7 protein-coding genes, 1 tRNA gene and 2 CRISPR repeat arrays (1 of these 10 only partly in view) are annotated in these 14,853 nt (G+C 65.3%); all 8 genes read left to right on the top strand.

The window, feature by feature from the left end; all coding sequences use genetic code 11:
• Positions 1 to 102 precede the first annotated feature (102 nt).
• Positions 103 to 375 carry an HU family DNA-binding protein gene (locus tag H0B54_RS25570; protein WP_094306025.1) on the top strand — a complete coding sequence of 91 codons (273 nt, stop codon included), beginning with the start codon at positions 103 to 105 and terminating at the stop codon, positions 373 to 375.
• 106 nt (positions 376 to 481) lie between these two features.
• Positions 482 to 556 (top strand) — tRNA-Val (locus H0B54_RS25565).
• A 479-nt stretch (positions 557 to 1,035) separates the two neighbouring features.
• Positions 1,036 to 4,833, top strand: coding sequence for an FxSxx-COOH system tetratricopeptide repeat protein (fxsT, locus tag H0B54_RS25560; protein WP_188262670.1), 3,798 nt, complete (start codon positions 1,036 to 1,038; stop codon positions 4,831 to 4,833).
• 413 nt (positions 4,834 to 5,246) lie between these two features.
• On the top strand, positions 5,247 to 8,435 hold the full coding sequence (gene cas9, locus H0B54_RS25555) for a type II CRISPR RNA-guided endonuclease Cas9 (protein WP_188262669.1): 3,189 nt from the start codon (positions 5,247 to 5,249) through the stop codon (positions 8,433 to 8,435).
• A gap of 3 nt (positions 8,436 to 8,438) precedes the next feature.
• Positions 8,439 to 9,422 (top strand): type II CRISPR-associated endonuclease Cas1, encoded by a 984-nt coding sequence (cas1, locus tag H0B54_RS25550; protein WP_188262668.1) that lies wholly within the window; start codon positions 8,439 to 8,441, stop codon positions 9,420 to 9,422.
• Positions 9,376 to 9,705 (top strand): CRISPR-associated endonuclease Cas2, encoded by a 330-nt coding sequence (gene cas2 / locus H0B54_RS25545; protein WP_188262667.1) that lies wholly within the window; start codon positions 9,376 to 9,378, stop codon positions 9,703 to 9,705. The genes cas1 and cas2 overlap by 47 nt, the downstream gene beginning before the upstream one ends.
• A 75-nt stretch (positions 9,706 to 9,780) precedes the next feature.
• Positions 9,781 to 11,992: direct repeats of the CRISPR family, unit length 36 nt; unit sequence ATTGTAGCCGCTGGGGGATCGGGGTCCAGCCGCAAC.
• A gap of 191 nt (positions 11,993 to 12,183) precedes the next feature.
• A complete protein-coding gene (istA, locus tag H0B54_RS25540; RefSeq protein ID WP_188262666.1) occupies positions 12,184 to 13,446 on the top strand; it encodes an IS21 family transposase in 1,263 nt (420 codons plus the stop codon).
• Positions 13,443 to 14,303 carry an IS21-like element helper ATPase IstB gene (istB, locus tag H0B54_RS25535; RefSeq protein WP_188262665.1) on the top strand — a complete coding sequence of 287 codons (861 nt, stop codon included), beginning with the start codon at positions 13,443 to 13,445 and terminating at the stop codon, positions 14,301 to 14,303. The genes istA and istB overlap by 4 nt, the downstream gene beginning before the upstream one ends.
• Before the next feature lie 114 nt (positions 14,304 to 14,417).
• Positions 14,418 to 14,853: a CRISPR direct-repeat array (repeat unit 36 nt; unit sequence ATTGTAGCCGCTGGGGGATCGGGGTCCAGCCGCAAC); it runs 524 nt beyond the window's last position.

Genomic DNA, 14,853 nt, shown 5'->3' with positions numbered 1-14,853 from the left:
TGCAATTGACGGGCGGGCGATGTCGCGTTTATCGTTTCAATGCGCGAAGTCACTGGGCGGCTTTTCTTCCATTTTCTTCGCCGGATTGAGAAGGGGGAGTAAGTGAATAAGAATGATCTGGTGGCGCATGTCGCCGATGCTGTGGGTTTGTCCAAAACTGAAGCGACCAAGGCGGTTGATGCCGTTTTTGACGGCATTGCCGACTCGCTGAAAAACGGGGAGGAGGTTCGTCTGATCGGTTTCGGCACGTTCGCTGTGTCCGAACGCGCCGCCAGCGAGGGCCGCAATCCGCGCACCGGCGAGAAAATCGCCATTCCCGCGTCGAAGCAACCGAAGTTCAAGCCGGGCAAGACGCTGAAGGACGGCCTGAAGTGATGACGGCTTGAACGGTTGGGGCAATCCGGGCATAGTGCGCGCCGGTCGGCACGAGCTGGCCGGCTTTGCGTTGTCCGGATGAAATGTTTGGACAACGATGCGGCGCGGGCGATTAGCTCAGCGGTAGAGCATCTCGTTTACACCGAGAGGGTCGGGGGTTCGAAACCCTCATCGCCCACCAGCCTAATCAAATGCTTAGCGATCAAGAACGACCCCGAGAGGGGTCGTTTCGCGTTTCTAGGTAACAAGTAGGTAACAGCCTCGGCGCTCCGGTGCTGGCGACACCCAGGATGGCTGGTATGGACGTGGTGGACCGGCAGGCTGCTCTGGATGGGTTGTGGCTGGCCGGACGGGCAGCACTTCGCTTGCGAGGGTACTGAGGGCGGCCTTCAAGGACGCTCGGTTCGGTGGCAAAGCTCACGTCGTCAAGAGCGTCCGCCGTGACTCTATAGGGATAGGGAACCAGCGGTGTGTTTTGATGCTTGTTAGGACGCTGGGATTTTTCAGCGCAGCTGCAGTCAGTTATAAGTGAACAAACGTCAATCGGAACAATTTTGAATACAGCTTTCCACGTTGTGACGGCTCCTCATTCATCTTCTTTTCACATCAACACGCGCGGTGTAAGGTGTTGGTGCAGATTTTCCACGATAAAGACGAGAGATGGCAGTGCTTTTCACGGAAAAGTTTTTTGATTTCGTTCTCGGCACCTTGCCAAAAGCCACTCTCGCATTGATTCCGGAACATCGGAAGAAGCAGGCGCTAGAGCGGCTTCAAGACCTCAACCCCTTCGCAGTCATCGCCGACAACCACGACTTGGTTCGGGTCCTGCGCGTCGCCTGGATCGAAGCCGCTGAGCACATCCTGAATGCCGGCCGTAAGGCGGCCAAGTCGCCGGAGTGGACTGAAGTCCAGCGTGCCGACATCGACCGCTTCCACAGATTGGCAATCAACCAGTTGCGCGCCATCCGCGATGCCACCTTTGATCGCCGATCGGCACCCGGCACGAGCGCGATTGACGCTCATCTTCCACTAGTGGTGCGGGGAGCGGCGGAGGTGGTTTCCGCCGCTATGGGAGAGCATGACGATGGAGCGCGAGCGGTCACGGCTGGCTTTGTCGGCACCCTTGGCGACTTGGTTGCCGGGGGCAATCCCGCAGAAGTGCCGCCTATCTTCGTCCGCATCGCCGCCGAAGGCTTGGCGCAAACGGGTGGTGGTGACCGACGCTCCTTCGGCGATTTGGTCTTCGCCTCCTTCGCCGAGACGCTCAAGGATCCGAAAAAGTATCCACAGGCGACCACGGCGTTCCATACGGCAACGCAGTCCCTGACCGGAACGCTCGTCGAACAGACCCTGGCGGCGCTGGAAAGCGTCGACAGCGGGCTTTCGGCAATGCTCTCCCAGCTGGACGCACTGAACCGGCTAAGCGGAGCTGCCGCCATGGCGGTGTATCGCATCGAGGAGCGCGCCGGACAGACGGAAACCAAGGTCGATGAGATCCTGACCATCATGCATTCCAGAGGCGCCCTGCAGCCTGCGAAACAATGCGCTTCGGAAGCGTCAGTCCGGGTGATCGTCGAGGGGCTCGGTGGAGAGGGCCGCAACCGTGCTGCGATCACCAACGTGCCGATCCGCGAGCCAGCCCATTTCTTGGGCCGCGACGACGCCCTGGCTGCCCTCCAAGCGGCATTCGGACGCAATGCGGGACGGGTGGCCATTACGGCGCTGCACGGTCTGCGCGGCGTGGGCAAGACGACGCTTGCGGCGGCCTATGCCGAGCGGCACCGGACCGACCACCGCGCCATATGGTGGATTCGGGCCGGGACGGAGCCGGGCTTGCGCGCTGATCTAGTCGCGCTGGGGCTGCGACTCGCCTGGGTCGATTCCGAGCTGGAGGAGGAACGGGCTGTGGCTATGGTCTTGGACCGGGTGCGGGACGAGGGCGACGGCCTACTGCTGATCTACGACAACGCCCTTAACGACCGGCAGTTGTCCCCGTATCTGCCACGCGGCGGAGCCGCGCGGGTTCTCATCACCTCCAATGCTCCGGATTGGCGGAGGGTGGCCGAGCCGGTCGAGATTACCGTCTGGCCTGTTACCGTTGGCGCGGATTATCTGATCGCTCGCACCGGCCGAACAGGGGAGCGAACGGCGGCCGAGGCATTGTCGGACGCGCTGGGCGGCCTGCCGTTGGCCCATGAGCAGGCCGCCGCCTATTGTGAGCGGCTGGAGATCGCCTTGGCGGAATATCACCAGCGCTTCGCCGCCCGGTCGGTGGCCATGCTTGGTGATCCTCGCGATGCCCCGGCGGAGTACCACGAAGGCCGGACAGTGGCGGCGACCTTCGCTCTGGCTATCGAGGCCGCCGCCATCCTGAATCCAGCGGCCGAGTCGCTGATCGGACATCTCGCTCTGCTGGCACCGGAGCCGATCCCGTTGTTCCTGCTGCGGGAAGGGTTTTCGAGCCTTGGATCGCCCTTGGATGCGCTGCTCGACGGCGATGGGCTCGACGAAGCAATAGCGGCGCTTCGGTCCCTGGCATTGGTGAGACGCGAGACAATCGCGGACGAGCGCACACCGGCCGTGACGACGGAAACGGTCCTGGTGCATCGGCTTGTAAGGGAAGTCGCAGCGGCGCGAACAACGGCCGATGCCCACGATAAGATGCGTGGCGGGCTGATCCGGGCTCTACACACGGTATACCCGACTAACTTGTACAGCGACCCGGAAACGTGGCAGCGGGCGCGGCGACTGGACGGATTGGTCATGCCTCTGCTTGACGCCGAGGCAGGGCTTCCTGAGCACGTGGAGTTGGCAGTGAGCGACCTCTTGGGACGTGTTGCGTCCCACTGGCAAGTAGCGCTTGGCGCCTACGTGGCGTCTTGCTCGCTCTTCACCCGCTCCCTGAAGATCAGAGAGAATGTGCTCGGCCCCGACCATCTCCTAACCGCCCTCGGCCTCAACAATCTCGCCGGGCTGTATCGTGACCTGGGCCGGCTGGACGAGGCGGTTCCGCTCTTAGCCCGCGTCCTGAAGATCCGCGAGAAAGCGCTCGGCCCCGACCATCCCGACACCGCCAACGGCCTCAACAATCTTGCTACGCTGTACCGTGACCTGGAGCAGTTGGACGAGGCCGTTCCGCTCATGGCCCGCGCCCTGAAGATCCGCGAGAAATTTTTCGGCTCCGACCATAACGAGATTGCCCTCGGTCTCAACAATCTTGCCGGGCTGTACCGTGACCAGCGCAAGTTGGACGAGGCAGCTGCGCTCTTCGTCCGCGCCCTGAAGATCCGAGAGAAAGCGCTCGGCCCCGACCATCCCGACACCGCCACCAGCCTCAACAATCTAGGCACGCTGTACTATGAACAGGGCCAACTGGACGATGCGGCGCCGCTCCTGGCCCGCGCTCTGACGATCCGTGAGAAGGTGCTCGGCCCCGACCATCCTAACACTGCTACCAGCCTTATGAGTCTCGCCGGGGTATACCGAGCCAAGGGCCAGCGGGATGAGGCGGTACCGCTTCTCGCCCGCGCTGTGGTGATCCGGGATGCGAAGCTAGGCCCTGACCATTCCAGCACTGCCGCCAGCCTCGATAGTCTAGGCTCGCTGTACCTAGAACACGGCCGGCTGGATGAGGCGGCACCGCTTCTCGCCCGCGCTGTAGTGATCCGCGAGAAAGCGCTCGGCCCCGACCATCCCGACACCGCCACCAGCCTCAACAATCTAGGCACGCTGTACTATGAACAGGGCCAACTGGACGATGCGGCGCCGCTCCTGGCCCGCGCTCTGACGATCCGTGAGATGGTGCTCGGCCCCGACCATTCCGACACTGCCACCAGCCTCTACAGTCTCGGCATACTGTACCGATCCCAGCGCCAGCGGGGCGTGGCAGCCCCGCTCCTCGTCCGCGCCCTGGCGATCTGGGATGCGAAAGACCCTAACCATCCCAGCACCGCCGTCGTACTTGACGGTCTCGGCACGCTGTACCTGGAACAGGGCCGGTTGGATGAGGCGGCACCGCTTCTCACCCGCGCTGTAGTGATCCGAGAGACGAAGCTAGGACCCGACCATCTAGATACTGCCACCAGCCTCAACAATCTAGGAATGCTTCACGCTCGTCAGGACCATTTGGACGAGGCGGCTCAACTCATCACCCGCGCCCTGGCAATCTGGATTGCGAAGTTAGGCCCTGACCATTCCAACACCGCCGCCGGCCTCAACAATCTCGCTGGGTTGTTCCGGCAGCAGGGGCGACTGGACGAGGCGGTGCCGCTCCTGGCTCGCGCCTTGGCGATTCGGGAAACGACGCTCGGTCCCGATCATCCTGATACGGCGATAAGCCTCCACAATCTCGGCATGCTGTATGAGGAGCAAGGGCGGGTGGACGAGGCGGCGCCGCTCCTGGCCCGCGCTAAAGCGATCTGGGAGAAATCAGTTGTGCCTCTCGCCGATTGGCACTGAGCGACAACGTGCCGGCTAAGTACGATGACCATTTGCTGGCCTACCTATAGGCCGAGCGATTCGCCGGACCGCCCAGCGCAATCCTCAATGGGAGCGTCGCGCAGGACACGACTGAGGTGGCGCTATTTCTATCACCCACGACCCAATCTTAAGAAACGCGGCGGGCCGAAGCCCGCCGCACATCTTGTGCCGTCGGAGGTAAACCCTCCGCGACGTGTTAACGGAAGGACCCCGATCCCCCAGCGGCTAAGCAAGGTGATTGTCATTCCACTCTCAGAATTTCATGGAACTGACTGCACGTCAAGCCTGTGTCGATCATTCGAGAATGTACGTTTAAAACGGAAGTATCATGGTAATTTCTTCGCCAAGGCGAACAACTTTTCCATCTTATCGTGCCTTGGAGGAAATCCAGCATGTCCGAGCGTCTTCGCTACCGCCTCTCCCTGGATCTCGGCACCAACAGCATCGGCTTCTGCCTGCTCGACCTGAACGGTGACGGGCGGCCCTGCGCGGTGCGGCGGATGGGCGTGCGGATCTTCCCCGACGGGCGCGATCCTAAATCCCAGGAGTCCTTGGCCGCAGACCGCCGGCTGGCGCGCTCGATGCGACGGCGGCGTGACCGCTATCTGCGGCGGCGGTCGGCGCTGATGACCGCGCTGATCGCCGGTGGCCTGATGCCGGCGGAAGAGGATGCCCGCAAGGCCCTGGAACACACCGATCCCTATACGCTACGGGCGCACGCCGTGGCGGAACCTCTGCCAGCGCCGGAACTCGGCCGTGCCCTGTTCCACTTGAACCAGCGGCGCGGCTTCAAGAGCAATCGCAAGGCCGCTGGCGACGAAGCGGAGGCCGGCAAGGTCAAGACCGGCGTCTCCGCCCTGAAGGCTCAGCTTCAGGAGAGTGGAGCGGAAACCTTGGGGGCGTGGCTCGCGGCGCGGCATGCGAAGCGCCAGCCGGTGCGGGCGCGGCTGTCCGGCAGCGGCGCCAAGGCATTCTACGGCTTCTATCCCGACCGCGCCCTGGTCCATGAGGAGTTTCAGGCGATCCGTGCCGCACAAGCTCCGCACCATCCGGATCTGTCGCCAGCGCAGTGGGACCGAATCGAGGCGATCATCTTCTACCAGCGCCCTCTGCGCCCGGTTCGGCCCGGCAAATGCACTCTCTTCCCGGCGGAGGAGCGCGCACCCTGGGCGCTGCCCATCGCCCAGCAGTTCCGCATCCTGACGGAACTCGCCAACCTGCGCTTCAACCGGCCGGGCGAAATCCCCTGGGGCCTGACGCGCGACCAGAGCGCCAGCCTGTTCGAACGGCTTTGCCGCAAGGGCGATCTGACATTCAAGGCGCTGGCCAAGGATCTGAAGCTGCCGTCCGACGTGGCGATCAACCTGGAGGACGGCAAGCGCGACCGCCTGAAGGGCGACGCCGTCGCCGATGCCCTATCGGCCGAGAAGGGTAAGAGGCGGCGCATCGGCGCTGCGTGGCACGATCTGCCGCCGGACCGCCAGCGCGACATCGTCGGCCGCCTGCTCGACACCGAGGACGAGGGGGAACTGGCCGCTTGGCTGGTGTCCGAACTCGGCCTGAGCTGGGAAGTCGCCACCCTTACGGCGGAACGGCCGGGCCTGCCCGAGGGCTATTGCCGCCTCAGCGAGAAGGCACTGGAGGAGGTCGTCCCGCTGATGCGCGACCGCCATCTGAACTACAGCGAGGCCGTCGAGGCGCTGGGCCTCCACCATTCCGACTTCCGGCCGGACAGGCTGCTCGACGCCTTGCCGTATTACGGCGAGCCGCTGGAGCGCTTCATCGCCTTCGGCACCGGCGAACTGGATGATCCCCCGGAGTTGCGACTCGGGCGCTTTCCCAACCCGACCGTCCACATCGGCCTGAACGAGCTGCGCAAGCTGGTCAACAAGATCATCGAGCGCTGGGGCAAGCCGGAGGAGATCGTCGTCGAACTGGCCCGCGACCTGAAGCAGAGCCGCGACGAACGCGACCGGACCCAGCGCGATCAGGCGCAGAACCAGCGCAAGAACGAGGAGCGAGTCCGGCAACTGCAGGAACTTGGCGTCGAGGTGAAGGCCGAATCGCTTCTGCGCATGCGGCTGTGGGAGGAGTTGCCCCAGCATGGCTTGGCCCGCGTGTGCGTCTACACGGGGGAGGTCATCAGCTTGACGCGCCTGCTGCGAGGCGACGTGGACATTGATCACATCCTCCCCTTCAGCAAGACGCTCAGCGACGGCGCCGACAACAAGATCGTCTGCGCGCGCGCCGCCAACCGGTTCAAGCGCAACCGTTCGCCCTGGGAGGCGTTCGGCGCCGTTCCGGTGGACGGCTACGACTGGGACGCCATCGCGGAGCGGGCGGCGCTGCTGCCCCGGAATAAGCGCTGGCGCTTCCTGCCCGACGCGATGGAGCGCTTCGACGGCGAGAAAGGTTTCCTGGCCCGCCAGCTCGTCGAAACCCGGCATTTGTCACGCATCGCCCGGCAGTATCTCGGCAGCATCGTGCCACTGGAAAAGGTCCGGGTGGCGCCCGGCCGGCTGACGGCGATGCTGCGGGCGCGCTGGGGGCTGAACAAGATCCTGTCGGACTCGAACCTCAAGAACCGGGGCGACCACCGGCATCACGCCATCGACGCCGCGGTGCTGGGCGTCATCGACCAGCGGCTGGTCCAATTGGTGGCCAAGGCAGCGGAGCGGGCGGAGGTCAACGAACTGGAGCGCCTGTTCGATGGCCTCCCCGATCCGTTCGACGGGTTGGGCGGCGCGTCGTTCGGCGATCAGGTGCGCGACAAGGTGCGCGGCATCGTCGTCTCCCATAAGGCGGAGCATGGCTGGCAGGCCCGCATGCACAACGACACCGCCTACGGTCCGGTCGGCGTCCAGCCGGACGGCACCCATCTGGTGGTAACGCGCAAACCGCTGGCCGGCCTGACCGCCAAGGATCTTCCAAACATCCGCGACCGCAAGCTGGCGGCGGCGCTGGAGGCCCATGTCGCGGAGCAGGCCGCGCAGGGCCGCAGCTTCGCCGAGGCGATGAGCCGGTTTGAATGGACGAATGGGACCGTGCGCCGCGTGCGGATGCTCGACAAGCTGGGCAGTCCCGTCCCGGTCCGCGACCCCGCCGGAACGATGTTCAAGCTCTACAAGGGCGACAGCAACGCCTGGTACGAGATCCTGCGCGACGGGCGCGGGCGCTGGACCGGCCGGATCGTCAGCACCCACGAGGCGTACCAGCTTCACCGGGCGTGGGTGGCGGAAACCGGTGCGGCGCGGGCCGAGGATGGCCGTCCCTTCCTGGACTGGGCGGCCCGGCGGGTGGCGGGCGATGCAGGCACGCCGCTGTTCAGGCTGTTCAAGGGCGATCTGCTGGCGCTGGGCATCGCCCCTGACCGCCAGATCATGCGGGTCGTCAAGTTTTCGGAAGGGCGGATCGTGCTGGCGCCCCATCACGAAGCTGGAAACCTGAAGGAGCGCGATGCCGATCCGGGCGATCCCTTCAAGTACCGGACCTTTTCCCCGGATGCGCTGCGCAAGGGACAGGCGCGCCCTGCCGGTGTCGATCTGCTCGGCTATGTCCACGACAAGGGCCCGATGGAGTGAACGATGGCAAGCGCGGCGGGGATCGTCATCGAAGTGGCGGAGGACGGGCGGCACCTGTCGCTCGACCGGGGGTTCATGGTCGTCTCGACTCGCGGCGACGAAATCGGCCGGGTGCCCCTGGATGACATCGCCGTTCTGATCGGCACCGCGCATGGGCTGACCTATTCCAACAACCTACTGCTGGCCTTGCTGGAGCGGGAATGCGCTGTCGTCCTGTGCGGGCGCAATTTCAGCCCGGCGGCGATCCTGTGGCCGGTCGACGGGCATCATGCCCAGGCCCAGCGGATGCGTGCGCAGGCGGAGATCACCGACGCCTTCAGGAGCCGGCTCTGGCAGGCCATCGCACGGGCCAAGGTGCGCAACCAGGGCGCGGTGCTGGAGGCGCTGGGCCAACCGGCCGGAGCTTTCGTCGAGCTTGCGCGCCGCCTGCGATCAGGTGATCCCGAGAACATCGAGGCGCAGGCGGCGCGCCGCTACTGGCCGTTGCTGTTCGGCCCGGATTTCCGGCGCGACAGCGACGAGCCGGGCATCAACGGGCTGCTGAACTACGGCTACGCCGTCCTGCGGGGTGGTATGGCGCGGGCGGTGGCCGCCGCCGGCCTCCATCCGACGCTTGGGCTGAAGCACTCCAACCGCTCTAATCCCATGTGCCTTGTCGATGATCTGCTGGAGCCGTTCCGGCCGCTAGTCGACATCCTGGTCCATCGCCTCGCCGCCGATGGGCGTCTGGAGGTGGATCGGAACACCAAGCGCGTGTTGGCCGGCATTCTGGTGCAGGATCTGAGGACGGAAGCCGGCGTCACCCCCTTGGGGACCTGCCTGTTCCGGTTGGCATCCTCGCTGGCGCAATTGCTGTTGGGCGAGCGTCAGGTGCTGGACCTGCCGCTGTCGCCGCTGCCGCTAGATCTTGTCTCCCCGCACACTCGCAAGGAGGGCGCGCATGGCACTCAGCGCGTATCGCCTGATGTGGATGATGGTGATGTTTGATTTGCCCACAGTGACGAAATCCGACCAGAAAGCGGCAGCCAAATTTCGAAACTTCCTGCTCGATGAAGGTTTCGAGATGTCGCAATTCAGCGTCTATCTGCGCTTTTGCGCCGGCGCCCCGCAGGTCGAGGCGCGAATCGGGCGCATCCGAACGAATGTTCCCAAAAGGGGAAAAGTGCAAATCCTGACCTTTACCGACCGGCAATATCAGACGATGGTGTGCCTGGAAGCGCGGACAAAGCATGAACCTGCTGCGGTTTATGAACAGTTTAAGTTATTTTAGTGAATGGAGTTGCGGAGTTGAGCGCACGAAAACCCCCGGATAACGCATGTATTTCAACGCGTTATCCGGGAACGTATTGTAGCCGCTGGGGGATCGGGGTCCAGCCGCAACTCGGCTTGGATGCTGGCGGTCAACGCATCAATTGTAGCCGCTGGGGGATCGGGGTCCAGCCGCAACGAACCTGTCTGTGCACCGCGGACGGCGGCGATTGTAGCCGCTGGGGGATCGGGGTCCAGCCGCAACCTGGCGCCATGCGAGGCTGAAGCGGTCATCATTGTAGCCGCTGGGGGATCGGGGTCCAGCCGCAACAGACTGAGAACGCGGCCTAGACCAGAAGCAATTGTAGCCGCTGGGGGATCGGGGTCCAGCCGCAACTCGCGGCGCCCCTCCATCCCGCGTAAATCAATTGTAGCCGCTGGGGGATCGGGGTCCAGCCGCAACCGTCACGACGTATTCGCCGTCGTGCATCAATTGTAGCCGCTGGGGGATCGGGGTCCAGCCGCAACCGCCCCCTTCGACGGGAAGCCGATCGACATATTGTAGCCGCTGGGGGATCGGGGTCCAGCCGCAACCCCTTGACCTTGCGGCCGTTGAGATCGACGATTGTAGCCGCTGGGGGATCGGGGTCCAGCCGCAACCCGGCAGGCGCACGAACCGCAGGCTGCGGCATTGTAGCCGCTGGGGGATCGGGGTCCAGCCGCAACTGTGGACAACAGCGAGCTGCGTCAGGGACAATTGTAGCCGCTGGGGGATCGGGGTCCAGCCGCAACTGCTCGCCGGCACGGTGCGCGTGGTGCGGCATTGTAGCCGCTGGGGGATCGGGGTCCAGCCGCAACTGACCGGCATCTGGCGCATCTACCTAGCCGATTGTAGCCGCTGGGGGATCGGGGTCCAGCCGCAACTCGTCCTGGGTTGCGCCATGCCGGGTCGCCATTGTAGCCGCTGGGGGATCGGGGTCCAGCCGCAACATTTCGAGATCAACGACGCCGTGATGGCGGATTGTAGCCGCTGGGGGATCGGGGTCCAGCCGCAACGGCGCCTGCCCGCAGTGTGGTGGCCCGATGATTGTAGCCGCTGGGGGATCGGGGTCCAGCCGCAACCAGTGGAGCGCTACGCCGCCGAGCGCGCCGATTGTAGCCGCTGGGGGATCGGGGTCCAGCCGCAACTGAGCGAGCCTCGTGGGTGAGCCATGTGCAATTGTAGCCGCTGGGGGATCGGGGTCCAGCCGCAACACCTGGAGCGCATGAATTTCCAGCCGGCCGATTGTAGCCGCTGGGGGATCGGGGTCCAGCCGCAACGTCAGCGCCACCAATTCAACGCGGGTCACGATTGTAGCCGCTGGGGGATCGGGGTCCAGCCGCAACTGGAGCCGGGTTCCTTCAAGGTCGAGGTGCATTGTAGCCGCTGGGGGATCGGGGTCCAGCCGCAACTCGCTCTGTATCGCGGGCGCGTCCCGGAATATTGTAGCCGCTGGGGGATCGGGGTCCAGCCGCAACTGGTGTCCATGTAGATCGTCAGCGGCTCCTATTGTAGCCGCTGGGGGAACGGGGTCCAGCCGCAACTTGCGGACGAGCATCCCGGACGCCTTGGCGATTGTAGCCGCTGGGGGATCGGGGTCCAGCCGCAACAGGTCGTGGACAGAAGCCGCAATGGACATGATTGTAGCCGCTGGGGGATCGGGGTCCAGCCGCAACATGAGGCAAAGCGTTCCCGTGGCGCGAGTCATTGTAGCCGCTGGGGGATCGGGGTCCAGCCGCAACAGGTGTGGACCGAGAACTATTGGAACATCAATTGTAGCCGCTGGGGGATCGGGGTCCAGACGCAACTGCTCGCCATGAAGCTGGTGGAGCACATGCATTGTAGCCGCTGGGGGATCGGGGTCCAGCCGCAACAATAATCGGCGCCGGTCCAGCGGTCGGAGCATTGTAGCCGCTGGGGGATCGGGGTCCAGCCGCAACTCGAATACGCTCTTGGAGGGCGTGTCTAATATTGTAGCCGCTGGGGGATCGGGGTCCAGCCGCAACTTGTGCGCCTGGGGGGCGCAGGACGGGTTATTGTAGCCGCTGGGGGATCGGGGTCCAGCCGCAACTTCTCGGTTTGATGACCGGGGTGGCTGCGGATTGTAGCCGCTGGGGGATCGGGGTCCAGCCGCAACGGCACCGCATAGCTGCCCGACGTGGTGACGATTGTAGCCGCTGGGGGATCGGGGTCCAGCCGCAACCTCCGTCTCCAGGAGGCCGGCAGAGCGGGCATTGTAGCCGCTGGGGGATCGGGGTCCAGCCGCAACCTGTCGGTCGCCGCTCCGCTGTTGGCCTCGATTGTAGCCGCTGGGGGTGTCAGTGACGGGTGAATGCTCCTCGAAGGCGGCGCCTGAAAATTCCCCAGGTTGACGCCACAGCCTGCTGACGGGGCTCCTGCCCCGAAGCGGGCGGCCATCGATCCCCATTCTCCCCTCCGGGGAACGGAGGGAGGGCGTCGGTGGTCACACTCGGGGAGCTTGTCATGATTCTCGATCTGCATCGGCAGGGCTTATCGGTGTCCGCCATCGCCCGCCGGACCGGCCTTGATCGCAAAACTGTCCGCAAGTACATCGAGCGTGGCTTGGAGGCGCCGGTTTATGGCCCCCGCAAGCCCAGGCCGACCGTCGTCGCGCCCTACGAGGAATACCTGCGCGAGCGCGTCACCGCTTTTCCGGAACTCACCGCCAGCCGTCTGCTCCGCGAAGTCCGCGCCCGCGGCTACACGGGCGGCTACACCGCGCTGAAGGATTTCCTGCGCACCGTCCGGCCCGCGATCGCCGCTCCCTTCGAGCGTCGCTTCGAGACGCCGGCCGGGCGCCAGGCCCAGGTGGACTTCGCCTATTTCCGCACCGCGTTCACCGACGAGCCGGGCGTGGAGCGCGTGGTCTGGTTGTTCTCCCTCGTGCTTGGCCACAGCCGTCTGATGTGGGGCGAGTTCGTGGTCCATCAGGACCTGCAGACCGTCCTGCGCTGCCACATCGCCGCCTTCGAGGCGCTCGGCGGCGTGCCGGCCGAAATCCTCTACGACCGCATGAAGACGGTAGTGCGTGGCGAGGATTGCGAGCAGGGCATCGCCTACAACAAGACGCTCCTCGACCTGGCCGCCCATTACGGGTTCCTGCCCAAAGCCTGCCGGCCCTACCGCGCCAAGACCAAGGGCAAGGTCGAGCGCCCCTTCCGCTATGTGCGCGAGGACTTCTTTCTGGGCCGCGGCTTTCGCGATCTCGATGACCTGAATGCCCAGTTCCGCTCCTGGCTCGACGAGGTCGCCAACGCCCGCCGCCACGCCACCACCGGCCGCATCGTCGCCGAGCATTTCGCCGAGGAGCGTCCCCACCTCAAGCCGCTGCCGGCCGGTCCCTATCGCGCCGTCCTCAAGCTTGATCGCCGGGTCACGCGCGAGGGCATGGTGTCGGTCGGCGGCAACCTGTACTCCGTGCCCGAGTGCACGCGCCGGCGCGTCGTTGAGGTGCAGACCCTGGCCAACGAGGTGCGGATCTTCGAGGACGGCCGGCTGATCGCCAGCCACCCGGTGCTGGAAGGCCGAGGGCAACGGCGGATTGCCGCGGGCCACCGCACCCTGCCGCCACCGGCCAACAGCGACACGCCGCGCGAGCCGCCGGTGCCGATCGGCCCGGTTGGGGATACCGTCGCGCGCCGGCCGCTGGCCTATTACGAGGCGGTGGCTCGGCGCTTGGCCCTGCAGGGATCGCGGCCATGACCGGCACCGGAGCGACGCCCGCCACCCTCGACCGGGTTCGCCGGCATCTCGTCGGCCTGAAGATGCCGCGGGCTCTGGAGGTGCTCGACCACATCGTGCGCCAGCTCGAACGTGGTGAGCTGTCCGCCCTGGACGCCATCGACGCCTTGCTGGCCGAGGAACTGACCATCCGCGAGGGCCGCCGGATCAAGGCCGCCCTGCAGATGGCCCGGCTGACCAGCATCAAGACGCTGGACAGCTTCGACTTCTCCTTCCAGCCCTCGCTGGACCGTAACCGCATTCTCGCGCTCGCCCAGCTGGACTTCATCAACCGGCACGAGGTGCTGCATTTGCTCGGTCCGCCGGGCACCGGCAAGAGCCACCTCGCCCTTGCCTTGGGTGTGGAGGCGGTGAAGGCCGGGCGCAGCGTCTACTTCACCACCTTGGCCGACCTGGTGGCCTCGCTGGCCAAGGCCGAACGTGAGGGCTCGTTGCGCGAGCGCATCCGGTTTCTGTGCCGGCCTCAGCTGTTGATCATCGACGAGATCGGCTACCTGCCCGTGATCGCCGGGGGCGGCAACCTGGTCTTTCAACTCGTGAATGCCCGGTATGAGCGCGGCGCCATGGTGCTGACCTCCAACCGCGGCTTTTCCGAATGGGGCGACGTCTTTGGCGATCCGGTGGTCGCGACCGCGCTGCTGGACCGCCTGCTGCACCATGCCATCGTGGTTCAGATCGAAGGGGCCAGCTATCGGCTCCGCCAGCACGCCGATCTCATGCCGGACACCACCCGCGTCCGCCCGATCACCGCACCACAGCCGCCGCGCCGGCGGGGCCGGCCACCCAAGCTCAGGAGCATGGATCAGGACGCCGGCTGATCACCGCACCTGGGGAATTTTACTTCGCCCGAGTTGAGGACGGTCACTCCGCCATTGACAGGGGGATCGGGGTCCAGCCGCAACCTCGCGCCTGGGATGCGGAGAGGGCGGCCTATTGTAGCCGCTGGGGGATCGGGGTCCAGCCGCAACGGCAGCAGGACAGGGCCGGTGGGGGAGGGGATTGTAGCCGCTGGGGGATCGGGGTCCAGCCGCAACTTGTGTCTCGGCTATCGCCCCGGTCCCGACATTGTAGCCGCTGGGGGATCGGGGTCCAGCCGCAACTCGATGCACGGTCGTGATGGTGCCCACCCTATTGTAGCCGCTGGGGGATTGGGGTCCAGCCGCAACGGCACCCGACGCGGTGGAGGTGGAGTGCTAATTGTAGCCGCTGGGGGATCGGGGTCCAGCCGCAACACGTCACCGCCCAGGCCATGCGCTTGGTGAATTGTAGCCGCTGGGGGATCGGGGTCCAGCCGCAACGCACGATGGTGTGGCGCGACACGGTCCGTGATTGTAGCCGCTGGGGGATCGGGGTCCAGCCGCAACGGTC

This window comes from Azospirillum tabaci, from assembly GCF_014596085.1.
Classification (GTDB): domain Bacteria; phylum Pseudomonadota; class Alphaproteobacteria; order Azospirillales; family Azospirillaceae; genus Azospirillum; species Azospirillum tabaci.
The sequence above is the reverse complement of the archived record's forward strand: the minus strand, read 5'-3'. Positions and strand labels throughout refer to the sequence as shown.